General features: G+C 71.4%; 20 protein-coding genes and 1 tRNA gene. 12 read left to right on the top strand and 9 right to left on the bottom strand.

Going from position 1 to position 24,023, the window contains the following annotated elements; all coding sequences use genetic code 11:
• Window positions 1-97: 97 nt before the first annotated feature.
• Both AQI88_RS05055 and AQI88_RS05050 read left to right on the top strand, forming a co-directional pair.
• A complete protein-coding gene (locus tag AQI88_RS05055) occupies window positions 98-898 on the top strand; it encodes an SDR family oxidoreductase (protein ID WP_244184041.1) in 801 nt (266 codons plus the stop codon).
• Window positions 895-1,806, top strand: a complete 912-nt coding sequence (locus AQI88_RS05050; RefSeq protein ID WP_066992496.1) for an SDR family oxidoreductase — start codon at window positions 895-897, stop codon at window positions 1,804-1,806. Before AQI88_RS05055 ends, AQI88_RS05050 begins: the two co-directional genes overlap by 4 nt.
• A gap of 53 nt (window positions 1,807-1,859) precedes the next feature.
• On the opposite strand, the gene AQI88_RS05045 is transcribed toward AQI88_RS05050, so the two are convergent.
• Entirely contained in the window at window positions 1,860-2,747 is an 888-nt protein-coding gene (locus AQI88_RS05045; RefSeq protein WP_066992493.1) for a hypothetical protein, read from the bottom strand.
• Between the two features lie 161 nt (window positions 2,748-2,908).
• Between AQI88_RS05045 and AQI88_RS05040 the strand changes: the two genes are divergently transcribed.
• Window positions 2,909-3,715: a S1 family peptidase gene (locus tag AQI88_RS05040; protein WP_066992490.1), complete on the top strand. Its 807-nt coding sequence runs from the start codon at window positions 2,909-2,911 to the stop codon at window positions 3,713-3,715.
• A 56-nt stretch (window positions 3,716-3,771) separates the two neighbouring features.
• On the opposite strand, the gene AQI88_RS05035 is transcribed toward AQI88_RS05040, so the two are convergent.
• A complete protein-coding gene (locus AQI88_RS05035; protein ID WP_066992488.1) occupies window positions 3,772-5,535 on the bottom strand; it encodes a glycoside hydrolase family 35 protein in 1,764 nt (587 codons plus the stop codon).
• Between the two features lie 99 nt (window positions 5,536-5,634).
• Between AQI88_RS05035 and AQI88_RS05030 the strand changes: the two genes are divergently transcribed.
• From AQI88_RS05030 to AQI88_RS05015, 4 genes are all read left to right on the top strand, one after another.
• Complete coding sequence (locus tag AQI88_RS05030) at window positions 5,635-6,513, top strand: helix-turn-helix domain-containing protein (protein WP_066992485.1); 879 nt, start codon at window positions 5,635-5,637, stop codon at window positions 6,511-6,513.
• Between the two features lie 56 nt (window positions 6,514-6,569).
• On the top strand, window positions 6,570-6,920 hold the full coding sequence (locus AQI88_RS05025; RefSeq protein WP_066992483.1) for a chorismate mutase: 351 nt from the start codon (window positions 6,570-6,572) through the stop codon (window positions 6,918-6,920).
• 139 nt (window positions 6,921-7,059) lie between these two features.
• Complete coding sequence (gene pepN, locus AQI88_RS05020) at window positions 7,060-9,540, top strand: aminopeptidase N (RefSeq protein ID WP_066993675.1); 2,481 nt, start codon at window positions 7,060-7,062, stop codon at window positions 9,538-9,540.
• Between the two features lie 110 nt (window positions 9,541-9,650).
• Window positions 9,651-10,484 (top strand): NAD(P)H-binding protein, encoded by an 834-nt coding sequence (locus AQI88_RS05015; protein ID WP_066992480.1) that lies wholly within the window; start codon window positions 9,651-9,653, stop codon window positions 10,482-10,484.
• Between the two features lie 229 nt (window positions 10,485-10,713).
• On the opposite strand, the gene AQI88_RS05010 is transcribed toward AQI88_RS05015, so the two are convergent.
• Entirely contained in the window at window positions 10,714-11,259 is a 546-nt protein-coding gene (locus AQI88_RS05010) for a GNAT family N-acetyltransferase (RefSeq protein ID WP_079057397.1), read from the bottom strand.
• Between the two features lie 263 nt (window positions 11,260-11,522).
• On the opposite strand from AQI88_RS05010, the gene AQI88_RS05005 reads away from it, so the two are divergent.
• The gene (locus AQI88_RS05005; protein ID WP_066992477.1) at window positions 11,523-12,896 is read left to right on the top strand and encodes a pyridoxal phosphate-dependent decarboxylase family protein; all 1,374 of its coding nucleotides are present in this window, start codon (window positions 11,523-11,525) and stop codon (window positions 12,894-12,896) included.
• Window positions 12,893-14,308, top strand: a complete 1,416-nt coding sequence (locus tag AQI88_RS05000; protein ID WP_066992474.1) for a lysine N(6)-hydroxylase/L-ornithine N(5)-oxygenase family protein — start codon at window positions 12,893-12,895, stop codon at window positions 14,306-14,308. The genes AQI88_RS05005 and AQI88_RS05000 overlap by 4 nt, the downstream gene beginning before the upstream one ends.
• 36 nt (window positions 14,309-14,344) lie before the next feature.
• Here the strand turns inward: AQI88_RS05000 and AQI88_RS04995 are convergent, their stop codons facing one another.
• Window positions 14,345-16,150 (bottom strand): bifunctional metallophosphatase/5'-nucleotidase, encoded by a 1,806-nt coding sequence (locus AQI88_RS04995; protein WP_066992472.1) that lies wholly within the window; start codon window positions 16,148-16,150, stop codon window positions 14,345-14,347.
• Window positions 16,151-16,299: 149 nt separating this feature from the next.
• On the opposite strand from AQI88_RS04995, the gene AQI88_RS04990 reads away from it, so the two are divergent.
• The gene (locus AQI88_RS04990) at window positions 16,300-16,995 is read left to right on the top strand and encodes an SIMPL domain-containing protein (protein WP_066992470.1); all 696 of its coding nucleotides are present in this window, start codon (window positions 16,300-16,302) and stop codon (window positions 16,993-16,995) included.
• A 146-nt stretch (window positions 16,996-17,141) separates the two neighbouring features.
• Window positions 17,142-18,578 (top strand): pyruvate kinase, encoded by a 1,437-nt coding sequence (pyk, locus tag AQI88_RS04985; protein WP_066992467.1) that lies wholly within the window; start codon window positions 17,142-17,144, stop codon window positions 18,576-18,578.
• Between the two features lie 89 nt (window positions 18,579-18,667).
• On the opposite strand, the gene AQI88_RS04980 is transcribed toward pyk, so the two are convergent.
• Window positions 18,668-18,742: transfer RNA gene (locus AQI88_RS04980), tRNA-Leu, on the bottom strand.
• A 101-nt stretch (window positions 18,743-18,843) separates the two neighbouring features.
• On the opposite strand from AQI88_RS04980, the gene AQI88_RS04975 reads away from it, so the two are divergent.
• Window positions 18,844-19,500, top strand: a complete 657-nt coding sequence (locus AQI88_RS04975; protein WP_066992464.1) for an ANTAR domain-containing response regulator — start codon at window positions 18,844-18,846, stop codon at window positions 19,498-19,500.
• An 89-nt stretch (window positions 19,501-19,589) separates the two neighbouring features.
• On the opposite strand, the gene AQI88_RS04970 is transcribed toward AQI88_RS04975, so the two are convergent.
• Genes AQI88_RS04970 through AQI88_RS04955 form a run of 4 tightly spaced genes read right to left on the bottom strand, consistent with a single transcriptional unit; the run spans window position 19,590 to window position 23,972 of the window.
• Window positions 19,590-20,306, bottom strand: coding sequence for an ABC transporter ATP-binding protein (locus tag AQI88_RS04970; RefSeq protein ID WP_066992461.1), 717 nt, complete (start codon window positions 20,304-20,306; stop codon window positions 19,590-19,592).
• Window positions 20,303-21,202: an ABC transporter ATP-binding protein gene (locus AQI88_RS04965; RefSeq protein WP_066992457.1), complete on the bottom strand. Its 900-nt coding sequence runs from the start codon at window positions 21,200-21,202 to the stop codon at window positions 20,303-20,305. The genes AQI88_RS04970 and AQI88_RS04965 overlap by 4 nt, the downstream gene beginning before the upstream one ends.
• A 5-nt stretch (window positions 21,203-21,207) precedes the next feature.
• Window positions 21,208-23,034, bottom strand: a complete 1,827-nt coding sequence (locus AQI88_RS04960; protein ID WP_066992454.1) for a branched-chain amino acid ABC transporter permease — start codon at window positions 23,032-23,034, stop codon at window positions 21,208-21,210.
• A 5-nt stretch (window positions 23,035-23,039) separates the two neighbouring features.
• Window positions 23,040-23,972: a branched-chain amino acid ABC transporter permease gene (locus AQI88_RS04955; RefSeq protein WP_066992451.1), complete on the bottom strand. Its 933-nt coding sequence runs from the start codon at window positions 23,970-23,972 to the stop codon at window positions 23,040-23,042.
• Between the last annotated feature and the right edge of the window lie 51 nt (window positions 23,973-24,023).

Genomic DNA, 24,023 nt, shown 5'->3' with positions numbered 1-24,023 from the left:
CGCATCAGCTACCTTCGCACTCAACGCCTTTCCACCAAACATTTGTTAGGTGTGAGGCTTCGAAGCTAGCAGTCGCCGAAGACGAGCGGGAGGCCCTGTGGACAACTCCGCACACTCCGCGGCAGGGCCTGTGGACAACGCGCTGCGCGGCAGAACCGTCGTCGTCACCGGCGGTACCCGGGGCGTCGGGGCGGGCATCGCACGGGCCTTCGCCGCATCCGGCGCCCGGGTGCTGGCCTGCGCCCGCCGTCCCCCCGAACAGCCCATCGACGGCGTGGAGTTCGCCCCTCTCGACCTGCGCGACGCCCCCGCGGTCCGCGCCTTCTTCGGCGCGCTGCCCCGGCTCGACGTGCTCGTCAACAACGCCGGCGGCACCCCGTACCGGCGGCTGGCCGAAGCGGACGCCGAGCGGCATGCCCGGGTCATCGAGCTGAACCTTGTCGCTCCGCTGACCGCCTCCCTCGCCGCCTATGGGCACTTGAGGCGCACTCGGGGCTCGGTCGTGATGGTCGGCAGCGTGAGCGGCGGCCGGCCCTCGCCCGGATCGGCCGCCTACGGAGCGGCCAAGGCGGGCCTGGAGAACCTGGCCGCCTCGATGGCCGTGGAGTGGGCGCCGGAGGTCCGCGTCAACACGCTGGTCGTCGGCATGGTCCGCACCGAGCTGTCCCACCTGCACTACGGCGGCCCGGACGGCCTCGCCGCCGTCTCCCGCACCGTCCCGCTCGGACGGCTGGCCACCCCCGCGGATGTCGGCGCGGCCGCCGTCTTCCTCGCGTCCGACGCGGCCTCCTACATCAGCGGGGCGAGCCTGCTGGTGCACGGGGGCGGGGAGCGGCCCGCGTTCCTGGACGCCGCAACCGTCAACAGAGAAGACCGTCGGCAAGGAGGCCTGGGATGAGCGGAATCTGCGCAGGACGAGTGGTCGTCGTCACCGGCGCCGGACGGGGGCTGGGCCGCGCCCACGCCCTCGCCTTCGCCGCCGAGGGCGCCCGGGTCGTCGTCAACGACCTGGGCGTCGGGCTGGACGGGGTACCGGGGCCCGACAGTCCGGCGGCGGCCGTCGTCACGGAGATCCGGGCGGCGGGCGGGGAAGCCGTCGCGCACGGCGGCGACATCGCGACGACCGAGGGCGCCGCCTCGCTCGTCCGGACCGCCGTCGAGGCGTACGGGCGGCTGGACACCCTCGTCAACAACGCCGGCTTCCTGCGCGACCGCATGCTCGTCAACCTCGACGAGGACGACTGGGACGCCGTGCTCCGTGTCCACCTCAAGGGCCACTTCCTGCCCCTCAGGCACGCCGCCGCGCACTGGCGGGCCGAGGCCAAGGCCGGGCGCACGCCGGTGGCCCGGATCGTCAACACCAGCAGCGGGGCGGGCCTGCTGGGGTCGGTCGGGCAGGGGAACTACAGCGCCGCCAAGGCCGGGATCCTCGGGCTGACCCTGGTCGCAGCGGCCGAACTGGCCCGCTACGGCGTCCAGGTCAACGCCGTCGCCCCGGCCGCCCGCACCCGCATGACGGAACGCACCTTCACCGAGACCATGGCCGCCCCGGCCGCCGGCTTCGACGCCATGGCCCCCGAGAACGTCTCCCCGCTGGTCGTCTGGCTCGGCTCCGCCGCGAGCGCCGGCGTGACCGGCCGGGTCTTCGAGGCGGAGGGCGGCCGGATCACCGTCATGGAGGGCTGGCGCCCGGGTCCCGGCGCCGACAAGCGGGCGCGCTGGACCCCGGCCGAGGCGGGGGAGGCCGCGCTGAAGCTGCTGGCGGCGGCGGAGGTGCCAGGGGCGGTGTACGGGGCCCGGGGCTAGCGGACTTCAGCCCGTCAGGCGGCCGGCGGAGCCCCCAGGTGCGTGGTGTGGAGCTAGGTGTCGCACTCCAGTACCGTCCGGCACAGTCCGCACCGGGCGCGGACCCGCCCCCGTACCGGCACTCTGATCCGCTGGTGGCAGGTGGGGCAGGGGAAGGAGACCCGGAGACGGCCGTCCGGGCCGGGGTCGGCGGTGAAGGCGTAGGCGCCGGCGGGCTGCACGCCGGGCGCATGGCGGCGGTCGTGGGCGTACCGGCGGCGCCCTGCCCAGCCGGCCCCGGTCAGCGGCGGCTGCTGCTCGTCCCGCCGGGCCCGGGCCATGCCCGCGGCGTAGGCCGTGTACGCCTGCGGGCTGGTGAACCACACGGAGGGATCCTCATGGAAGAGCAGAGCCCGTTTGGCGAGGACGTAACCGAACTCCTCGGGGGTGAGATAGCCCAGCTTCTGGGAGGAGGCCCGGTCCTCACGGTAGGCGTCCAGCAGCAGCCAGCCCGCGCCCAGGTAGGTCGTCGCCGTGTCCGTCAGGATCTCGTTCTCCGCCGTGGTGGGGAAGGAGAGATCGAGGCGGTGGAGATAGACGTGCATCACCTCGTGCGCGAGGGCCGCGCCGATGTCCTTGCGATGGGTGCGGAAGCGGTCGTTCAGCTCGACGAAGTACTCGGGGCCCGCCGCCAGTTCGACGTTCGCCGCATGGGTCATCTCCCGGAAGCCGACGATCAGCCGGGCCTCCGGCAGCCGGAAGTGGCGCACGATCTCCCGGGCCACGCGCTGCGCCCCCAGATGCAGGTCATCCGTGTCGCAGAAGGCCACGTCGGCGGGGACCACGCTGGTCGAGAAGGTCTGGACGGTGTCGTACGACAGCCGCCTGTACAGCGCGGTGATGGCGGCCCGCACCGTCTCCAGATGCGGGTACCCGTGCTCGACCGGTCCGCCGTTCGCCACGTCCGACCCCCAAAGACGCTCGGAACTCCCTTCCACTCTATGCGGGTGCGAGCGGATTTTCGCCGCTCCGGTTCCCCGGCGTGGGCGTGAGATCCGCCCTTGTCATGCACTGCATGCGATCTTCATACTGCGGACCGCTCGCCCCCAGGAGAGGACGTCCCTTGACTCGTCATGCCCCGGAACGACGCGGCCTGACCACCCTCAAGCGGGCCACGGCCACCGGTGCCGCGGCGCTCGCGGTCGCCGGACTCCAGCCCGGCTCCGCCCACGCCGCGCCCGTGCCGATACCCGCGCCCGTCGTAGGGGGAACGCCCGCCGCCCAGGGTGAGTTCCCGTTCATGGTCCATCTCTCCATGGGCTGCGGCGGCGCGCTCTACCGGAACGACGTCGTCCTGACCGCCGCGCACTGTGTCGGCCGCTCCGGGCGCAACACCTCCGTCACGGTCACCGCGGGCGCCGCCGATCTCCGCTCGACCGCCGCGATCAAGGTGAAGTCGACCAAGGTGAAGCGAGCCCCGGGCTATCACCACAAGGGCCGCGACTGGGCGCTGATCAAGCTCGCCCGGCCCCTCGACCTGCCCACCCTGAACATCGCCGAGGACGGCCGCTACAACAAGGGCACGTTCACCGTCGTCGGCTGGGGCGCCACCCAGGAGGGCTCGCGCAGCCGCCCCGGCAAGCTCCTCAAGGCCAAGGTGCCGTTCGTCGGCGACGGCCAGTGCAAGCGGCACTATGGCAACCGGCTCGTGCCCGCCGAGGAGATGTGCGCCGGATACCCGAGGGGCGGCGTCGACACCTGCTCGGGCGACTCCGGCGGCCCCATGTTCCGCAAGGACGACTCCGGCCAGTGGATCGAGGTCGGCATCACCAGCTGGGGCGACGGCTGCGCCCGGGCGGGCGTGCCCGGCGTGTACACCGAGGTGTCCGCCTTCGCGAAGAACATAGCCTGGGCGGCGGACACCCTGTAGCGGCCACCGGGTGCGGTCGCCGGGCCCGGCCACCGCACCCGCCCCTCGCACCCCACTCAGACCGGCTCCAGACGCGGCGTGGCACCGCCCCCGCCCGGCCCCGCCTCCTGGAGTTCCAGCACCCACACCTCGTTCTCGCCCTCCCGCAGCACCGGACCGGGGACGTACAGGGACCGCTGCGGTCCCACGGACCAGTAGCGGCCCAGGTTGAAACCGTTCACCCAGACGAAGCCCCGCATCCAGCCCGGCAGTTCGAGCCGTGCGTCCCCGGCGCCGCGGACCGTGACGGTGCCCCGGTACAGCCCCGGTGCGCCGTCCTCGGGCGACGCACCGAAGGGCACCGCCTCCACGCCGTCGGCGAAGGCGTCCAGATCCAGCCCACGCGCGCGTACGCCGTGCAGATACTGCCGCTCGTGCAGGAGGCCCCCGGTGATGCCCTTCGCCTCGCCGGAGCGCGGACCGTAATTGACCCTTCCCAGGGACTCCACCCACAGCTCCACGTGCGCGGGACCCGCGACGGGTTCCTTCAGCCGGGGCTCGTCCTCGGTGAGCACCCCGGCCCGCTCGCCGTCGACGTACACCACCGCGAGATCCCTGAGGCCGCGGACCGTCAGCGGGTACGGCTGCCGTGGCCCGGGCACGCCGACCTCGTAGCGCACAAGGCCCCGGCCGACGCCCAGTTCCTCGAACGTCGGCGGCACGGGCGTGACGGTCTCCTCGCCGCCGAGCGCCTCCAGTACGTCGACCAAGGGTGCCCATCCGGTGAGCGCCACGTCCGTTGGAGAACCCAACGGGGCTGGTGGCGACGGTAGTTCGGGTACGGGCTCGGGGTGGTACCGGGCCAGTACCTCGCGGAAGCGCCAGAACTTCTCCGTGGGGCGCCCGTACTCGTCGACGGGGGCGTCGTAGTCGTAGGAGGTGACGTCCGGCTCCAGTGGCCCCTCGTGCAACTCGCCGCCGCCCCGGTTGGCGCCCGCCCAGCCTGCGAAACTCGTGCCGCCGTGCGCCATGTACAGGTTCACCGAGGCCCCACACTCCAGGATCTCCCGCAGGGCCTCGGCCGCCTCCTCGGGGTCCCGTGCGACGGGTGCGCCGCCCCAGTGGTCGAACCAGCCGCACCAGAACTCCATGCACATCAGCGGGCCCTTCGGGCGGTGCCGGCGCAGGGTCTCGAAAGCCGCGCGCGCGTGGGAGCCGAAGTTCACCGTGGCGAGCACCCCCGGCAGCGAGCCGCCGGTCAGCATGTGGTCCTCGGGGCCGTCCGAGGTGAACAGCGGGACCGTGACCCCCTTGACCCGCAGCAGGTCGGCCAGCTGCTCCAGGTAGTCCGTGTCCGAGCCGTAGCTGCCGTACTCGTTCTCGACCTGCACCATGATCACCGGGCCGCCGCGGTCGATCTGCCGGGGCACGATCTCGTGCAGCAGAGGGTGGAACCAGTTCCGCACGTGGAACAGGAAGCGCTCGTCACGGGTACGCGCGCGCGTGCCGGGCTCGCCCGTCACCCAGTGCGGCAGCCCGCCGTTCTCCCACTCGGCGCAGATGTACGGCCCCGGCCGCACGATCGCCCACAGGCCGGCCGCACGGACCGCGTCCAGGAACCGCCCGACCGCCTGCACGTCCCGGTGCCGGCCCGGGCTCGGCTGGTGGAGGTTCCACGGGACGTACGTCTCCACGCAGTTGAGGCCCATGGCCCGCAGCATCTCCAGCCGGTGCCGCCAGTGCCCCTCGTGCACCCGGAAGTAGTGCAGCGCGCCGGACAGCAGCCGTACCGGGCGCCCGTCCAGCAGGAAGTCGGATTCCGCCACCGTGAACTCGCTCATGCACCCAAGCCTCGGCCCTGGCGGCGCCCCGCGCCATGGACGAAGATCGGCGCTGCTTGGACAAAAGTCCGCCGCCGCCGATGCCGGGGAGGAGCACCGATGTACCACACCTGGATGCGGTTCTTCAGCCCAGGCCCCGCCCACCACCGCCTCGGCCTGGTCTGCCTCGGCGTCGGCCTCCAGTACGGCGCGCTGCCCACGGTCGGCCCCCGCACCCTCGACCACCATGTGGCCGTCGTGATCAGCACGGGCGGCGGCTGGTACCGGGGTGCCGACGGCCGCTGTACGACGGTCACCGCGCCCGCGCTGCTGTGGCTCACCCCCGGCGTGCCGCACCACTACGGGCCCGACCCGGACACGGGCTGGGACGAGGGTTTCGTCGACTTCGCCGGGCCCGCCACCGCGACCTACACCGAGCTCGGCTACATCGAGCCCGAGCGGCCCGTCGTCGCGCTCTCGGACGCGGCCGGACCCCGCGCGGTCGTCGCCCGCATCGCCCGCGCCGCCCGCCGCGGCAACCCGCTGCTGGAGGTGGAGACCGCCGCCGCCGTCCACGAGCTCCTGGTCGCCCTGCGCCGGGCCCGCGCCGACCTCGCCCCCGACGGCGACGAGGTGCTCCAGGCCCTCGCCCGGGACGCCTGCAAGCCGATGAGCGTCGCCGACCATGCCGCCCGGCACGGGATGACCCCCGCCGAGCTGCGCCGTGCCGTCCGCCGCGCCGCCGGATGCAGCCCCAAGGACTACCTCCTCGGCATCCGCCTCGGCCGCGCCAAGGAACTCCTCGCCGCCACCGAACTGCCCGTCGCAGCCGTCGCCCGCCGCGTCGGCTACGACGACCCCGCCTACTTCTCGCGCCTGTTCACCCGCCGGGTGGGCCTCGCCCCCGTCCGCTTCCGCGCCCAGCAGGGGCGCAGTGTCCCCGGCGGCTGGAGCGACCGGATCCCGGATCCGGACGATCCTCCGATGCTGCTGGGCTGACCGCATGCTGATCGGCCGATGATCGGGACGGGCCGCGCCCCTTAGGGTTGGCGCTCATGACCATCAGCAACACCGGTACCGGTGACGTCGACCCCGCGGTCCGCCAGGAGCTGGAGCGGCTGCGCGAGAGCATCGACAACATCGACGCGGCTGTCGTCCACATGCTCGCCGAGCGCTTCAAGTGCACCCAGCAGGTCGGCCGGCTCAAGGCGGTGCACCAGCTCCCACCCGCCGACCCGGCCCGCGAGGCCCGGCAGATCGAGCGGCTGCGCAGCCTCGCCGAGAACGCCAGGCTCGACCCGGCCTTCGCCGAGAAGTTCCTGAACTTCATCATCGCCGAGGTGATCCGGCACCACGAGTCCATCGCCGAGGACGCGGCGAACGGGCAGCCCGCCTCGGAAGGCTGATCCGCGGCACCGGGCGGGCCGGGCAGGGGGCACGGGACCGGCCCGGCGGGGCAGGGAGGGCAGGGGGCGCGGACCGGACATATGCCATGTACCGAACCACCCCTGTGCGCTGTCGGTGCCATCAGGCAGCATGGCCTGCATGTCCGTCATCACGCGCGACGAAGCGCAGCTCCGAGCACAGTTCCTCGACGTTCACCGGTACACCATCGAGCTCGACCTCACCACGGGGGACGAGACCTTCGGCTCGCTCACGGTGATCAGGTTCACCGCGCGGTCCGACGGGGACACGTTCGTCGAGCTGAAGCCCGCCGAACTGCGCGCCGTCACACTCGACGGACAGCCCCTCGACCCGGAGTCCTTCCGCGACGACCGGCTGCCGCTCGAGAACCTCACCGCCGGCGAGCACGAACTGCGCGTCGACGCGGTCATGCGCTACTCCCGCACCGGTGAGGGCATGCACCGCTTCACCGACCCCACCGACGGCGAGACGTATGTCTACACACAGCTGTTCCTGGATGACGTCCAGCGGGTCTTCGCCGCCTTCGACCAGCCCGACCTGAAGGCCGTCTTCGAACTCACGGTCACGGCGCCACAGGGCTGGACCGTCCTGGCCAACGGTGTCACCGAGCACCTCGGCCAGGGCCGCTGGCAGGCCGCCCCGACCCCGCTGATCTCCACCTATCTCGTCGCCGTCGCCGCCGGCCCCTGGCACTCGGTGCGCACCGAGCACCGCGGCCTGCCCTTCGGCATCCACTGCCGCCGCTCCCTCGCCCCCCACCTCGACGCCGACACCGAGGAGATCCTCGAGGTCACGCGCGCGTGCTTCGACCGCTACCACGAGAAGTTCGAGGAGCCCTACCCCTTCGACTCCTACGACCAGGCGTTCGTGCCCGAGTTCAACGCCGGCGCCATGGAGAACCCGGGCCTGGTCACCTTCCGGGACGACTTCGTCTACCGCTCGGCCGTCACCGACACCGAGCGGCAGATCCGCGCCATGGTCATCGCCCACGAGATGGCCCACATGTGGTTCGGCGACCTCGTCACCCTCAAGTGGTGGGACGACATCTGGCTGAACGAGTCCTTCGCCGAGTACATGGGCTACCAGACCACCCTCGAGGCGACCCGCTTCACCGAACCGTGGGTCGAGTTCGGCGTCACCCGCAAGGCCTGGGGCTACGACGCCGACCAGCGCCCCTCCACCCACCCGGTCGCCCCCGAGGCCGTCGACGACACCGCCGCCGCCCTGCTCAACTTCGACGGCATCTCCTACGCCAAGGGCGCCTCCGCGCTGCGCCAGCTGGTGGCCTGGCTCGGCGAGAAGGACTTCCTCGCCGGCATCAACATCCACTTCCAGCGGCACAGGTTCGCCAACGCCACCCTCGCCGACTTCATCGACTCCCTCGCCGCCGCCACCGAACGCGACGTGCACGCCTGGGCCGACGCCTGGCTGCGCACCACCGGTGTCGACACGCTCACCCCGGGCGTGGAGTCCGCCGACGGCGCCTGCACCCTGACCGTCGACCGCGCGGGCAGCCGCCCGCACCGCGTCAGCGTCGGCCTGTACGACCGCGACCTCACCGACGAGGGCCGCCTCGTCCTGCGCGAACGCATCGGCATCGACGTCCCGCAGGACGCCCCGCAGCCCATCGGCAAGCGCCCCGCCCTGCTCCTGCTCAACGACGGCGATCTGACCTACGCCAAGGTCCGCTTCGACGGCGAGTCCTTCGAGGCGGTCCGCAGCGGCCTGTCCGGGCTGCCCGACCCGCTCACCCGCGCGGTCGTGTGGAACGCCCTCAGGGACGCCGTCCGGGACGGGGAACTCCCGCCCGCGGCCTACCTGGAGACGGCCCGCGCCCACCTTCCGCTGGAGACTGACCTGGCCCTCGTCCAGGGCGTCCTCGCCTTCGCCTCCGCCCACGTCGCCGACCGCTACCTGTGCCCCGAGGACCGCCCGGCCGCCCTCGCCACCCTCACCTCCCTCTGCCGCGACCTGCTGCGCCGCACCGAGGACGGCGACAACCCCGGCCTGCGCCTGGTCGCCGTACGGCACTTCATCGACGTCGCGGCCCACCCCGACACCATCGCCGCCTGGCTCGCCGACGGTACGGTGCCCGGCGGGCCCGAGCTGGACCCCGAGCTGCGCTGGCGCATCCTCGGCCGGCTCGCCGTGCTCGGCGCCACCGACGAGGCCGCCATCGCCGCCGAGCTGGAGCGCGACCCGTCCGCCACCGGCCAGGAGGGCGCGGCCACCTGCCGTGCCGCCCTGCCCGACCCCGAGGCCAAGCGCGCGGCCTGGGAGGCGATGTTCACCGGCGACGACCTGTCCAACTACCTGTTCACGGCCACCGCGCGGGGCTTCTGGCAGCCCGAACAGGCCGACCTGGTCCGGGAGTACGTGCCGCGCTACTACAAGGACGTCGTCGCGCTCGCCGCCCGCCGCGGCCCGGCCATCGCCGTCGCCGCCGGCCGCTGGGCCTTCCCGCAGCACGCCGTCGACGCCGAGCACCTCGCCCTCGGCGAGACCTGCCTGCGGGAGGCCGGCCCGGTCGTCGCCCTGCGCCGCAGGCTGGTCGACGAACTGGACGACCTGGCACGGGCGTTGCGGGTGCGCGGGGCGTAGGACCGACGACGTAGGGCACGGCTGGTACCTGCCGACGATGCGGCGGGCCGATCGTCTTTCCTAGGCTCGTTGGGCCAAGGACGATCAACCCGAACCCCGGAGGCAGATCCGTGATCGCAGTGACCGGTGCGACCGGCAACGTCGGCCGTGCCCTTGTCGGCCGTCTTCTCGCCGCTGGAGCGCCCGTGCGGGCCCTGGCCCGCGACCCGCGGCGCCTCGCCCTGCCCGAGCAGGCCGAGGTGGTGCGGTTCGATCCGGACGAGCCCGCCGCCCTGTTCGCCGGAGCGACGAAGCTCTTCCTCTACGCGCAGGCCGGCACGCCCGCCCTGCTGAAGGCGGCCCGCGAGCAGGGGGTGCGGCACGTGGTGATGCTCTCCAGCGGGATCATCCAGGAGGGCGCCGACGAGACCCACCCCATTCACGTCATGCACGCCGACGCCGAGCGGCAGGTCCGCGACAGCGGGCTCGCCTGGACGTTCCTGCGGCCCAACGCGTTCGCCACGAACGCCCTCCAGTGGGCGCCGCAGATCCGCGCCCGGAACACCGCCGTCCGCGGTGTCTTCGCCGACGCGCTCAGCGCGCCCATCCACGAGGACGACATCGCCGCCGTCGCCGAGCGCGCCCTGCTCGACGACGGCCACGAGGGTGCCGCGCACCGGCTGACCGGCCCCGGGGCGACCACCAACGCCGAGCAGATCGCGGCGATCGGGCGGGCCGTCGGCCGGGAGCTGACGCTCGTCGAGGTGTCGGCGAAGGAGGCGGGTCCGGAACTGTTCCCGCACGTGCCGCAGGCCATGCTCGACCGGCTGCTGCAGACCTTCGAAGCAACCGTCGGCGTCCCACCGGAGATCACCGGCACGGTCGAGAAGCTCACCGGCACCCCCGCCCGCACCTTCGCCCAGTGGGCTCGCGACCACGCCGAGGACTTCCGCCCGCAGCCCTGACCACCGGGCCGCATCCAGGGCCGCAGCCCCGACCCACCGGGCCGCATCCAGGGCCGCAGCCCTGACCACCGCGACGCACCCAGGGCCGCAGGCTCGACCCACCGGGCCGCATCCAGGGCCGCAGCAGCCCTGACAATCCACCAGGACGTACCCAGGACCGCAGCCCGGCCCACCGGGCCGGACCCAGGGCCGCAGCCCTGACCACCGCGACGCGCCCAGGCCCGCGGTCCTAACGGCCAGGACGCAACTCGGCCCGCCGTACGCCCCCTTCGCGCGGCCCCGCCCGCCGGTTGCCCACCTCCGTGGGCGCCGGCGCGGCGGTGTCCAGGGTGAAACCGAGCCGCTCCAGGAAGCGCGCACCGGAGTGCCAGCCGGCCGGGACCGTCGCCGTGACCAGGGACACCTCACCGGCCCGGGCCAGCAGGGTCTCGGCCAGGGCGCGGCCGAGGCCCCGGCCCCGCGCCCAGGGCGCCAGCAGGAACAGGCCCATCGCCACCGCACCGGGCTCAGGATGGTCCCGTACGGCCTCCACCAGGCCCGCGACCACGCCGTCCCGCTCCAGAACCAGGAGCACCTTGTCGTCGGGGCGCGCGCCCTTTGGCAGCGAGTAGAACAGGCTCTGCACGTCGCCCGGCCCCGACGGCAGCCCCGTCGCCGCCACGAACCAGTCCTCGCACTCCTCGAACAGCGTCAGCAATGGGGCCTCGTCCGCGGGACCGGGCTCACGCACCACCACCCGCTCACCGGGCACCTCGATCATCCACGCGTCAACCATCCGACCGACGTTAGCCGCGAGCAACCATCGTTCCAACGCGTTTTCCCTGCACGGCAATACCCACTTTCGGGTGTTGATCGTCGGGCTTTCCGGACGCGCGACCCTCTTCTCGTACAAGCTGGAAGTCTCCGTACAGAAACCCTCGTACGCGACCCCTCGTGCGCAGGCTCCCGTCTCCGTAGTCGAACACTCGTGCAGAAGCCGTCGTACAAGCCGGAAACCGCATGGACGTCCCCTTGCCCCCGTGCCCCGGAGGAGAGCCCATGAGTACGCCGCCCCTGGCCTCAGGACCCGACGGCCCCGAATCCCTCCGTCCGCTCCTGGACACCGTCCTCGACGCGCTCGCCGCCGGCGGGCGGGCCCGCGGCGGACCGTTGCCCGCCGGAGGGCCCCGGAGCGTCGCCGCACGCGTCGCCGACGTCCTCGGGGAGGTGCTGCCGGACGACGGCGACCCCGATGCCCTGCGCGCCCTCGTGCACGCGCTGGCCGAGGGCGCCGCCGACCCCGCCGACCCGCTGTGCGCGGCCCACCTGCACTGCCCGCCGCTCGCCGTCGCCACCGCCGCCGACCTCGCCGCGAGCGCCCTCAACCCGTCCCTGGACTCCTGGGACCAGGCCCCGGCCGCCTCCGCGCTGGAGGCCGAGGTCACCCGTGCCCTCGCGCACGAGATCGGCCTCGCCGACGCCCTGGTCACCACCGGCGGCACCGAGTCCAACCAACTCGCCCTGCTGCTCGCCCGCGAGACCCACGGCGGCAGCGTCCAACTGGTCTGCGGGGCGGGCGCCCACCACTCCCTGCCGCGCGCCGCCTGGCTGCTCGGCCTGCCCGACCCGGTCGTCGTCCCCACCCCGAACGGCATCCTCGACCCCGCCGCCCTGCACGAGGCCCTCACCGCGCTCACCGGCCCGCTGCTGGTCGCCGCCACCGCCGGCACCACCGACGCCGGCCTCATCGACCCGCTCCCCGAGATCGCCGGCCTGTGCACCGCGCACGGCGCCCGCCTGCACATCGACGCCGCCTACGGCGGGGGCCTCGCCTTCAGCGACCGGCACCGCGAGAAGCTCGCCGGACTCGAAGCCGCCCACACGGTCACCCTCGACCTGCACAAACTCGGCTGGCAGCCGGTCGCCGCAGGCCTGCTCGCCGTCGCCCGGCCCCGTGAACTCGCCGTCCTCCACCACCACGCCGACTACCTCAACGCCGACGACGACACCGAAGCCGGGCTGCCCGACCTGCTCGACCACTCCCTGCGCACCACCCGCCGCCCGGACATCCTCAAGATCGCCGTCACCCTGAAGACGCTGGGCCGCAGCGGCCTCGGCGCCCTGATCGACCAGGTCTGCGCCCACGCCCGCGCGTTCGCCGCCCTCGTCCAGGACCACCCCGGCTTCGAGCTCTACGACCGGCCCGTCATCAGCACGGTCCTCTTCAGGCCCGTCGAGGCCGACGACGACGCCGTGGCTGCCATACGCCGCAGGCTGCTGTACGAGGGCCGGGCCGTCCTCGGCCGGGCCCGCCTCGACGGCCGCCTCTGGCTCAAGGCCACCCTCCTCAACCCGCACACCCGGCCGGACGAACTGGCCCAGCTGCTCAAGCTCGTAGAAGGAACGACCCCCGAAGGAACCACCCCCAGATGAACAACCCGCCACGCCATGAGCCGGACTCCCCCCGCGACCTGGTCGGCATCGGCATCGGACCGTGCAACCTCTCGCTCGCCGCCCTCGCCCACCCGCTCACCGAACTCGATGCCGTCTTCTACGAACAGCGCCCCGGCTTCGACTGGCACCCGGGCCTGCTCATCGAGGGCGCCACCGTCCAGGTGCCCTTCCTCGCCGATCTGGTGACCCTCGCCGACCCCACCAGCCCCTGGAGTTTCCTCAACTACCTGCGGGACCGGGAGCGGCTCTTCCCCTTCTACTTCGCCGAGCGCTTCCACATCCTTCGCGCCGAGTACGACGCCTACTGCCGCTGGGTCTCCCAGAACCTCCCCGCCCTGCGCTTCGGCCACCAGGTCGACGCCGTCCGCTGGAACCCCGAACACGACGTGTTCGAGGTCGACTTCACCCAGCTCGGCGCCGAGGGCGAGGCCGAGTCCCTGGGCCGCACCTACACCCGCAACATCGTCCTCGGCGTCGGCACCGCACCCTACGTGCCCGACCCCCTCAAGCCCCTGGTGGAGGCGTCCGGCGTCCCGGTCGTCCACGCCGCCGACTACCTCGAGCACCGCGCCGCCGTGCTCGCCGCCGGCCACGTCACGGTCGTCGGCTCCGGGCAGTCCGGCGCCGAGGTCTTCCTCGACCTGCTGCGCCACCGCCCCGCCGGCCGCGAGAAGCTGCACTGGATCGGCCGCAGCGAGGCGTTCGCGCCGATGGAGTACTCCAAGCTCGGCCTGGAGCACTTCACCCCCGACTACACCCGCTACTTCCACGCCCTCGCCGAACCCGTCCGCGACCGGCTCGTCGCCGCCCAGGGACAGCTGCACAAGGGCATCGACGCCGGCACGCTCGCCGCCATCCACGACGAGCTGTACCGGCGCAGCCTGCACGGCGGCTGGCCCGACGCCGTCCTCACCCCGGGTGTCCGCGTCCGCACCGCCGGTCGCGTCGCCACCACCAAGGTCGAGCTCCACCTGGAACACGTTCAGCAGGGCAGCCGCTCCCGGCTCACCACCGATGCGGTCGTCCTCGCCACCGGCTACCGCGAACGCCCCCTCGGCCGGATCCTCGCCGGACTCGACCCCTACCTGCGCCGCGACAGCGGCGAACGCCTGCGCATCGAGGAGGAGTTCCGGCTGGTCCTGGACCCCTCGGTCACCGGGTCGGTGTACGTCCAGAACGCCGAGCTGCACACCCACGGCGTCGGCGCCCCCGACCTCGGCCTCGCCGCCTGGCGCAGCGCCACCATCCTCAACTCCCTCACGGGGAAGAAGGCTTACCCGTTGCCGACCCGAACAGCCTTCACCACCTTCGGACTTCAGGACCCGCGGCACAGGATTCCGCACCCCAGGCAGGCGATGCAGCTGACTCCGCTGGTCGAGAGAAGGCAATGAGCGGAGCCAGGCCGGAAACGAGCCCCCCGACGGCGGCTAGAAGACCGGAGTGCCGTTCCGCGTCAGCTTCCAGTCCGCGGACGCGAAGTCCTTCGGGTCCAGGACGCCCTTGGCGGTGACCCACTCCGCGATCCGGGTGCGGATCTCCGTCGACTCCGACCACAGTTCCTTGGCCGAGGCGACGTGCGGGAAGGCGCCGCCGCCGTTGGCGCGGTAGTTGTTCACCGCGAACACGAACTGCTGGGCGTCGTCCAGCGCGGCACCGCCGAAGGTGAGGTTCTTGATCCGCGACCCGGCCGGCTGGGCGATGTCGATGTCGTACGCCAGGCCCGAGACGTAGTCGTAGTTGTAGTCCGGACGGCCGCCCGCGTTCGTCAGCTTCTCCAGGTCGACGGCGGCGTCGGCTGCCGTCTGGACGTAGTACTGCGCCGAGTACTCCAGGTACGCCCGCACCTGCGCGCCCGTCAGCAGTTTGGCGACCAGCGTGTTGTCGTACACGTACAGGCTCGACAGGTCCCGGATGGTCACCTCGCCGGCCGGGATCTCGGAGGTCCGGGAGAAGGGCGAGGCCTGTGCGATCACCGGCAGCGAGGCGTACGCGGTGCCCGCCAGCGCGGCCTTGACCACGTCCTCCTGGACCTTGGTGATCAGGTCGATGATCGGGGCGTCCTTGTAGCGGGCCTCGACGGTCGTCAGGGGCTCGGTCGCCCGGCCCACCACCTGGTTGACGTACGCGACGACCTTCGCGTGCTCGTCCTCGAGCAGCTTGGTGATCTTCGGGTCGTCGGCGACCGTGTTGGAGTTGCGCAGCGAGGCGGAGACCGACTCCACCGCCCACCTGCCCTTGCTGAACACCAGCTCGATGTCGAAGAGGGTCAGCCGTTCGGCGTAGCACAGCGGCTCCGACAGGACGACCGTCCGGCCCGTCTGCTCGTTGGTGACCTTCAGCTCCGGGATCTCCACGTGCGCGTGGCCGACCAGGATCGCGTCGATGCCGGGCACCTGCCGGGCGACGTCGGCGGCCGCGTTCTCCACGTAGGGCACCTGGTCGCCGTACGACGACGTGCCCGACGTACCCGAGTGCGCCGAGACGACGACCACGTCCGCGCCCAGCGACCTCAGCTTCGGCACCCACTTCGCGGCCTGCTCCTCCAGACCCTCGAACGCCAGCCTGCCCTGCACAGAGGCCTTGTCCCAGATCGCGATGCCCGGGTTGGTCAGGCCGAGCACGGCGACCTTGACCGGCGGGGCGCCCGGCACGTGGAACTTCTTCATGAAGTACGGCGGGAACGCCGGCTTCAGCGTCTTCGCGTCGACCGCGTTGGCACCGAGCAGCGGGAAGTCCAGCTGGTCCTCGAACGTGCGCAGCGTCTCGATGCCGTAGTTGAACTCGTGGTTGCCGAGCGCCGCCGCGTCGTACCCGATCGCGTTCATCGCCTGCGCCATCGGGTGCACCGGGCCGCCCTTGGCGGTGATCGGGTCGACCTTGGCGTAGTAGTACGTCAGCGGGGTGCCCTGGATCGTGTCGCCGGCGTCCAGCAGCAGGGTGTTGCAGTGGCCCTTCTCCTCGCGGACCTGGTCGACCAGGGTCGAGATCCGGGCCAGGCCCATCGCGTTGCCCGCCTTGTCGGCGTACTCCGCGTCCTTGAAGTAGTCCCAGTTGAAGACGTGGCCGTGCAGGTCGGTGGTGCCCATGACGGTGAGGGAGTACCGCTTCACGTGCCCGGCGGGCTTCGCGGCAGGCGCCGCCTCGGCCGCCGGAGCCGCCGCCGCACCGGCGATCGCCACTCCCGCCCCGGTCGCGGCGGACTTCTTCAGGAACTTCCGGCGGTTCAACGGCATCTCTCGATCTCCTCGGGGAATGGTCAACGACGCGCGTAGATTCTGACCTGCGCATGACGTACGGCAACAGGTCCAGGAGGTTGCGATCCGGTGACCTGTCGTGTGAACTCCGGCCGCCGAAGCGGGAAGCGCGTGACAGAGTGGGGCGTATGACCTCTGCGGCCACCTTCCCGTACGGCACCCCCGACGCTCCCCTCCTCGTGGTCCGCGGTGAGGCCGAACTCGAGGTCGAGCCCGAGGTCGCCCGCATCGGCGTGACGGTGAGCGCCCGCGGCCGCGACCGGCGCTCCACGCTCGACGACCTCACCCGCCGCAACGCCGCCGTCCTCGACCTCGTGAAGTCCTACGGGGACGCGGTGGAGGAGCTGTCCACCGGCGCCTTCTCCATCACCCCGGAACTGACCGAGCACGGCCGGGGCGAGCGGGTGCGCAGCTACCAGGGCCGGGTCCACCTCGGCGCCGAGTTCGCCGACTTCACCGTCCTCGGTGAACTGACCACCCGTCTCGCCGACTTGGAGCTGACCCGGGTCGACGGCCCCTGGTGGTCCCTGCGCCCCGGCTCGCCGGTGCATGCCGAGGCCCGGCGGCGGGCGGTCGCCGAGGCGGTCCAGCGGGCCCGGGAGTACGCCGAGGCCCTGGGCACCTCGATCGCCGCCCTGATCGAACTGGCCGACACCGGCGCCGAGCGCCCGCGGGCCGGTGGCGCGGCCTTCGGGCGCGGCGTCCGCCGCATGAGCATGGCCGACATGACCGAGGCGGCCGAACCCCTCGATCTGGAACCCTCACGCCTGCGCGTGACCGCTCAGGTCAGCGCGCAATTCACGATGCTGCCCCCGCATATCTGAGCGGGCAGCGGAACTCCGAAGAAGAATCGCTCATAGGAGCGGGTCGCCGCACAATTCAACACTTGTCAATAGCCCTTCACCCAAAGGTTGTTGAGTAGTCACGTAGCCCGGATTCTCTACCGGCGGGTAAGGCCTAGGCTCGAATCATGCGCCGAGCAAAGATCGTCTGTACTCTGGGGCCCGCCACCGACTCGTACGACCAGATCAAGGCACTGGTCGAGGCCGGAATGGACGTGGCCCGGTTCAACCTCAGCCACGGCACTCACGCCGAGCACGAGGAGCGTTACCAGCGCGTACGAAAGGCGGCCGACGAAACCGGCCGCAGCGTCGGAATCCTCGCCGACCTTCAAGGTCCGAAGATCCGGCTCGGCCGCTTCCGCGAAGGACCCGTACTCCTTGAACGCGGTGACTCCTTCACCATCACCGTGGAGGAGGGTGTCGAGGGCGACCGCCACCGGTGCGGCACCACCTACGCCGGCCTCGCCGCCGACGTCACTCCCGGTGAGCGCGTCCTCGTGGACGACGGCAAGGTCTGTCTGGAGGTCACCGCCGTCGACGGCCCCCGGGTGCACACCCGGGTGGTCGAGGGCGGCATGGTCTCCGACCACAAGGGCCTGAACCTCCCCGGCGTGGCCGTCTCCGTGCCCGCCCTCTCCGAGAAGGACGAGGACGACCTGCGCTGGGCGCTGCGCACGGGCTTCGACGTCATCGCCCTCTCCTTCGTCCGCAGTGGCAAGGACGTCGCGGACGTCCACCGCATCATGGCGGAGGAGGGCCGCCGCCTCCCGGTGATCGCCAAGGTCGAGAAGCCGCAGGCCGTCGAGAACATCGACGACATCGTCGCCGCCTTCGACGGCATCATGGTCGCGCGCGGCGACCTCGGCGTGGAGATGCCGCTGGAGCAGGTGCCGATCGTGCAGAAGCGCGCCGTCAAGCTCGCCCGGCGCAACGCCAAGCCGGTCATCGTGGCCACCCAGATGCTGGACTCGATGATCGACAACTCCCGCCCGACCCGCGCCGAGGCCTCGGACGTGGCCAACGCGGTCATCGACGGCACGGACGCGGTGATGCTCTCCGGCGAGACCAGCGTCGGCAAGTACCCGATCGAGACCGTGCGGACCATGGCGAAGATCGTCGAGGCGGCCGAGGAGGACCTGCTCGCCAAGGGCCTTCCGCCGCTGACCGAGCGGAACAAGCCGCGCACCCAGGGCGGCGCGGTCGCCCGGGCCGCCGCCGAGATGGGCGACTTCCTCGGCGCGAAGTTCCTGGTGGCCTTCACCCAGTCGGGAGACACGGCCCGCCGGCTGTCCCGCTACCGCTCGCCCATCCCGCTGCTGGCCTTCACCCCGGAGCCAGCCACCCGTTCCCAGCTCAGCCTGACCTGGGGTGCGGAGACCTTCCTCGGCCCGCCCGTCGACTCCACGGACGCCATGGTCGACCAGGTGGACGAGCTGCTGCTGAAGTACGGCCGCTGCCGCAAGGGTGACGTCGTGGTCATCACGGCGGGTTCCCCGCCCGGTGTCTCCGGCTCGACCAACATGGTCCGGGTGCACCACATCGGCGAGGACGACAGCCCCAGGTAACGGCCCCGAGGAACGGCAAGAGGAACGGCAAAGGGCCCCTCACCACGAGGGGCCCGCGCGAAATGCTGACCTTGGAATCCCAGGAAAAGTGCCCCGAGTCGGACTCGAACCGACACTGTACGGGTTTTGAATCCGTTGCCTGCTGCCAATTGGGCTACCGGGGCTCGCAGAATCAAAGGTTTCCCCCGACCCTCCGCGCGTCCACCATACCGTAGCTAGGTAGGCTCTTGTAAGCAGCACCCCTGCCCCTGAACGAGGAGCCCCCGTGACCGCCGAGTCGCCCCAGCCCGTAGACGCGCCCGACGACGACAAGTCGCACGTGCCTCCGCTGACGACCCGTGTCGTCATCGCCGAGGACGAGGCACTGATCCGGCTCGACCTGAAGGAGATGCTGGAGGAGGAGGGGTACACCGTCGTCGGCGAGGCGGGTGACGGGGAGCAGGCCGTGGAGCTGGCCCGGGAGCACAAGCCGGACCTGGTGATCCTCGATGTGAAGATGCCCAAGCTGGACGGCATCTCCGCGGCCGAGAAGATCGCCGAGGAGTCCATCGCCCCGGTCCTGATGCTCACCGCCTTCTCGCAGCGTGACCTGGTGGAACGGGCCCGGGACGCGGGCGCCATGGCCTACCTGGTGAAGCCGTTCAGCAAGAGCGACGTCGTGCCGGCCATCGAGATGGCCGTCTCCCGGTTCACCGAGCTGAAGCAACTGGAGCAGGAGGTCGCCGACCTCACCCAGCGGCTGGAGACCCGCAAGCTGGTCGACCGTGCGAAGTCCATCCTGCAGACCGAGTACGGGCTGACCGAGCCCGCCGCGTTCCGCTGGATCCAGAAGACCTCCATGGACCGCCGGATGTCGATGCAGGAGGTCGCCGTGGCCGTCATCGCGGACAACGAGGAGAAGAAGTCCGCGAAGAAGGGCTGAGCGCCGCACTTGAACGCACCGGCCGCACTTGAACGACGAGGCCCGCGCCCCGGAGAAGAGGGCGCGGGCCTCGTCGTCCGCCCCGGCGGTCAGTCCTCGCCGAGGTAGGCCTTGCGTACCGACTCGTCGTGCAGCAGGTCCTGGCCGGTGCCGGACAGGACGACGTTGCCGACCTCCATGACATGACCGTGGTCGGCGAGCGAGAGCGCCGCCTGGGCGTTCTGCTCGACCAGCAGGATCGTCGTGCCCTGGGACTTCAGCTCGGCGATCGTGGCCATGATCTTCTGCATCATGATCGGCGACAGGCCCATGGACGGCTCGTCCAGCATCAGCAGCTTGGGCTGGGACATCAGCGCCCTGCCCATCGCCAGCATCTGCTGCTCACCGCCCGAGAGGGTGCCGGCGGCCTGCTTCCTGCGCTCCCCGAGGATGGGGAAGAGGTCGTAGGCGCGCTGGATGTCCTTCTCGATGCCGGACCGGTCGCTGCGCAGGAAGGCACCGAGGCGCAGGTTGTCCTCGATGGTCATGCGGGGGAAGATGTGCCGCCCCTCGGGGGAGTGGGCGAGGCCGAGCTGGACGATCTCGTGGGCGGGTGTCTTCTTCAGCGACTTGCCGTTGAACTTGATCTGGCCGCCGACGGGCTTCAGCAGGCCCGACAGCGTGCGCAGGGTCGTCGTCTTGCCGGCGCCGTTGGTGCCGATCAGCGTGACGACCTCGCCCGCCTCGACCTTGAAGGAGATGCCCTTGACGGCTTCGATCTTGCCGTAGGCGACCCGGAGGTCCTCGACTTCGAGCAGTGCGGTCATCGGTCGTTCTCCTTGCCGGCGTTGTCCGTGCCGGGCGCGGCGTCCGTCGCGGATGCGGCCTGGGCCTCGGCGGCTTCCACTTCGGCGACCTCCTCGTCGCCGGGGGCGTCCTCGAAGGGCTCGCCGAGGTAGGCGGCGACGACGCGATCGTCGCCCTGGACGGTGGCGCTGTCGCCCTCGACGAGCTTCTCGCCCTGGACGAGGACGGCGACGCGGTCGCAGAGGTTGAAGATGAACCGCATGTCGTGCTCGATGACGAGGACGGCGATGCCCTTGTCGCGGATGGCGAAGACGAGTTCCTCGGTGGCCCGCGTCTCCTGCGGGTTCATGCCGGCGGTGGGCTCGTCCAGGAGCAGCAGGCCCGGTTCGCTGGCGAGCGCCCGCGCGATCTCCAGCTTGCGCTGCTCGCCGTAGGGAAGGTTGCGGGAGAGGTGGTCGGCCTTGTTCGCGAGGCCGACGAACTCCAGGAGTTCCATGGCGCGTTCGCGGGAGGCCCGCTCGGCCTTGTGGAAGCCGGGACCGCGCAGGACCGCGGACCAGAAGCCTTCCTTGGTGCGGGTGTGCCGGCCGACCAGGACGTTCTCCAGGACCGTCATGTTGGCGAACAGGCGGATGTTCTGGAAAGTGCGGGCGATGCCGGCCGCGGTGACCTTGAAGGACTTGGCGGGCAGGACGTTGCCCTTGTAGCGGACTTCGCCCTCGGTGGGGATGTACAGCCCGGTCAGGCAGTTGAAGAAGGTGGTCTTGCCCGCGCCGTTGGGGCCGATGAGGCCGACGATCTCGCCGCTGTTGACGGTGAGGTCGACGCCGCGCACGGCGGTCAGGCCGCCGAAGCGCATGGTGACGCCGCGTGCGTCGAGGACGGTCTCGCCGCGGGTGATGGTCTCGGTGGTCATCGTGGTCAGGCCCCTGTCTTGCTGAGGACTGCGGGCGCTGCGGCTTCTTCGTGGAATTCGAGTTGGCGGCGCCGGTTGGGGACGAGGCCCTCCGGCCGGAAGCGCATCAGCAGGATGAGCGCGACACCGAAGGCGAAGAGCTGGTAGTTCCCGAGGAACTGGAGCTTGTTGGGGATCAGGAAGAGCAGCGAGGCGCCGATGAGCGGGCCGCCGATGGTGCCCATGCCGCCGAGGACGACCGCCGCGAGCAGGAAGGCGGAGTTGGGCGGGATGGGGCCGGCGAACAGGTACTGCTCGGGGGTGACGGTGTAGGTCACGTGCGCCTGGACGGTGCCGGCGAGTCCGGCGAGCGAGGCGCCGACGGCGAAGGCGATGAGCTTGACCCGGAAGCCGTTGATGCCCATGGCGAGCGCGGCGGTCTCGTCCTCACGGATGGCGACCCAGGCGCGGCCGATACGGGAGTCACCGCTGCGCCGGAAGACCAGGACCACGACGGCGGTGATGACCAGCATCAGGAAGAAGTAGTTGGCGAACCGGCCGATGGCGAAGCCGCCGACGTCGTGCTGGGCGCCGAGGTCGAAGCCGAGGATGTTGAGGTTCGGGATCGACGAGATGCCGTTGGAGCCGTTGGTGAGGTCGGGTCCGGAGGTGCCGTCGAGGTTGTTGGCGGTGATCCGGAAGATCTCACCGAAGCCGAGCGTGACGATGGCGAGGTAGTCGCCGCGCAGCCGCAGGGTCGGGGCGCCGATGAGGACACCGAAGACGAGCGAGGCGGCGGCGCCGACCAGGGCGGCGGCCCAGAACGGGAAGTGCACGCCGAAGGGCGAGCTGGGGGAGCCGGAGACGAGGGCCGCGGCGTAGGCGCCGACACCGAGGAAGGCGACGTAGCCGAGGTCGAGGAGGCCGGCGAGGCCGACGACGATGTTCAGGCCGAGGGCGACGGTGGCGAAGATCAGGATGTAGACGCCGAGCGTCGCGTACTGGTCGTCGGTCTGGGTGAACGGGAACAGCGCCGCCGTGACGAACGCGCCGCAGATGGTGATGTTCTGGTGGCGCTTGGTGATCTGGGAGGCGTGGGCGACGAGGCCGGACTTGTTGAGGGCGGCGAAGCCGAAGCCCGCGGTGATCAGGAAGCCGATGAAGAGCTCGTCGTACTCGGTGCCGATGCCGTAGGTGAAGACGGTCAGGGCAACCGCCATGACGGCGACGATGACGAGGATCTCGGCGTAGGCCGGCAGCTTGCCCACGGGGCGCGGAGCCTCGGCGGAGAAGGCCGCCTTGACGGTCTCCCAGCTGCGGGCGGCGCTGTGCTTGAACTGCTCCCAGCCGGTGTCGTCGGGGTCGACCGGGTCGGGTTCCGGCCGCTGGAAGGGCAGCGCGAGGGCGCCGGCGAAGGCCGCGAGGGTGGTGACGGCGACGACGTAGCCGCCGGGTTCCAGGTTGACGATTCCGCCGAGTTCGTAGCTGATCGCTATGACGGTGTACCAGGCGGTGGCGAAGGTGGCGAGCGCCGCGAACTTCAGCGCGGCGTCGGCGCCGGCGGGGGCGAGCCAGCGCAGGCCCTTGACACCGTAGGAGGCGAGGCCGAGCAGCGTGGTCAGCGCGCCGCCGACGAGGACCAGGACCTGCAGGCCGCCCGGGTAGCCGTAGACGGTGAGGTCGCCGGGGAAGTCCTGGGTCCAGGTCCAGGCGAGGAAGGTGGACAGGACGGTGAGGACGCCGCCCCCGGTGGCGAGGGCACGGCCGATGTGCGACGGGATCCCGATGAGGCCGGCCGGGGTTTTCGCGGCCGGGGCGTCGGGGATCTCGGATGAGGTGGTCTGTGTGGTCATCGGTGTCACGCCCTGTCCGCGACGCGCTCGCCGAGCAGACCCTGCGGCCTGAACAGCAGAACGAGGATGAGGAGTACGAAGGCCCAGACGTCGGCCCAGGACTGGGTGCCGAACTTCGCCATGCCGGGGAGGTCGGCGATGTAGGCGGTGGCGAGGGTCTCGGCGACACCGAGGGCGATGCCGCCGATCATGGCGCCGTAGATGTTGCCGATGCCGCCGAGGACGGCCGCCGTGAAGGCCTTCAGGCCGAGGATGAAGCCCATCCGGAAGTCGATCTGGCCGTACTTGAGGCCGTCGGCGACGCCGCCGACGGCGGCGAACGCGGCACCGAGGGCGAACGCGACCACGATGATGCGGTCGGTGTTGATGCCCATGAGCTTGGCGGTGTCGGGGTCCTGCGCGGTGGCCTGCATGCCGCGTCCGGTACGGGTCTTCATGACGAAGTACGCGAGGACGGCCATGCTGATGGGGGCCGCGACCAGCAGGAAGATGTCACCGGTCTGGATCGTGACGTTGCCGATGGTGAAGGGGCCGCCCTCGATCTGCGGGAAGGTGATGGCGGACTTGGCGTCGGGGTACCAGGCCCAGACCGCCTGCTGCAGCGCGAGGGAGAGGCCGATGGCCGTGATGAGGGGAGCCAGGCGGGGCGCGTTGCGCAGCGGGCGGTAGGCGAACCGTTCCGCTGCCACGGCGACCAGGACGGCGACGATGATGCCCCCGACGAGCATGAGGGGCAGGGCGACCCACATGGACGTGCCGTCGGGCAGCACGTACAGGTAGACCGTGAGGGCGCCGAAGGCGCCGGTCATGAAGATCTCGCCGTGGGCGAAGTTGATGAGCTGGACAATGCCATAGACCATCGTGTAGCCGATGGCGACCAGCCCGTACATGGATCCCAGGAGCAGGCCGTTGACCAGCTGCTGCGGCAGTTCGTTCACCGCAAGTCCTCCGAGACTTTCGGATGTTCGACGGATGTGCCGGATGTCCGG

The organism is Streptomyces cellostaticus (assembly GCF_001513965.1).
Taxonomy (GTDB): Bacteria; Actinomycetota; Actinomycetes; order Streptomycetales; family Streptomycetaceae; genus Streptomyces; species Streptomyces cellostaticus.
Note: the sequence above shows the minus strand (reverse complement) of the source record. Positions and strands in the feature narration are given on the sequence as shown.

Coding starts and splice junctions, on each gene's coding strand:
- AQI88_RS04960 (WP_066992454.1), bottom strand. CDS start 23,034: ATGACCACACAGACCACCTCATCCGAGATCCCCGACGCCCCGGCCGCG.
- AQI88_RS05030 (WP_066992485.1), top strand. CDS start 5,635: ATGTACCACACCTGGATGCGGTTCTTCAGCCCAGGCCCCGCCCACCAC.
- AQI88_RS05000 (WP_066992474.1), top strand. CDS start 12,893: ATGAACAACCCGCCACGCCATGAGCCGGACTCCCCCCGCGACCTGGTC.
- pepN (WP_066993675.1), top strand. CDS start 7,060: ATGTCCGTCATCACGCGCGACGAAGCGCAGCTCCGAGCACAGTTCCTC.
- AQI88_RS05005 (WP_066992477.1), top strand. CDS start 11,523: ATGAGTACGCCGCCCCTGGCCTCAGGACCCGACGGCCCCGAATCCCTC.
- AQI88_RS05025 (WP_066992483.1), top strand. CDS start 6,570: ATGACCATCAGCAACACCGGTACCGGTGACGTCGACCCCGCGGTCCGC.
- AQI88_RS04990 (WP_066992470.1), top strand. CDS start 16,300: ATGACCTCTGCGGCCACCTTCCCGTACGGCACCCCCGACGCTCCCCTC.
- AQI88_RS04965 (WP_066992457.1), bottom strand. CDS start 21,202: ATGACCACCGAGACCATCACCCGCGGCGAGACCGTCCTCGACGCACGC.
- pyk (WP_066992467.1), top strand. CDS start 17,142: ATGCGCCGAGCAAAGATCGTCTGTACTCTGGGGCCCGCCACCGACTCG.
- AQI88_RS05035 (WP_066992488.1), bottom strand. CDS start 5,535: ATGAGCGAGTTCACGGTGGCGGAATCCGACTTCCTGCTGGACGGGCGC.
- AQI88_RS04995 (WP_066992472.1), bottom strand. CDS start 16,150: ATGCCGTTGAACCGCCGGAAGTTCCTGAAGAAGTCCGCCGCGACCGGG.
- AQI88_RS05050 (WP_066992496.1), top strand. CDS start 895: ATGAGCGGAATCTGCGCAGGACGAGTGGTCGTCGTCACCGGCGCCGGA.
- AQI88_RS05010 (WP_079057397.1), bottom strand. CDS start 11,259: ATGGTTGACGCGTGGATGATCGAGGTGCCCGGTGAGCGGGTGGTGGTG.
- AQI88_RS04970 (WP_066992461.1), bottom strand. CDS start 20,306: ATGACCGCACTGCTCGAAGTCGAGGACCTCCGGGTCGCCTACGGCAAG.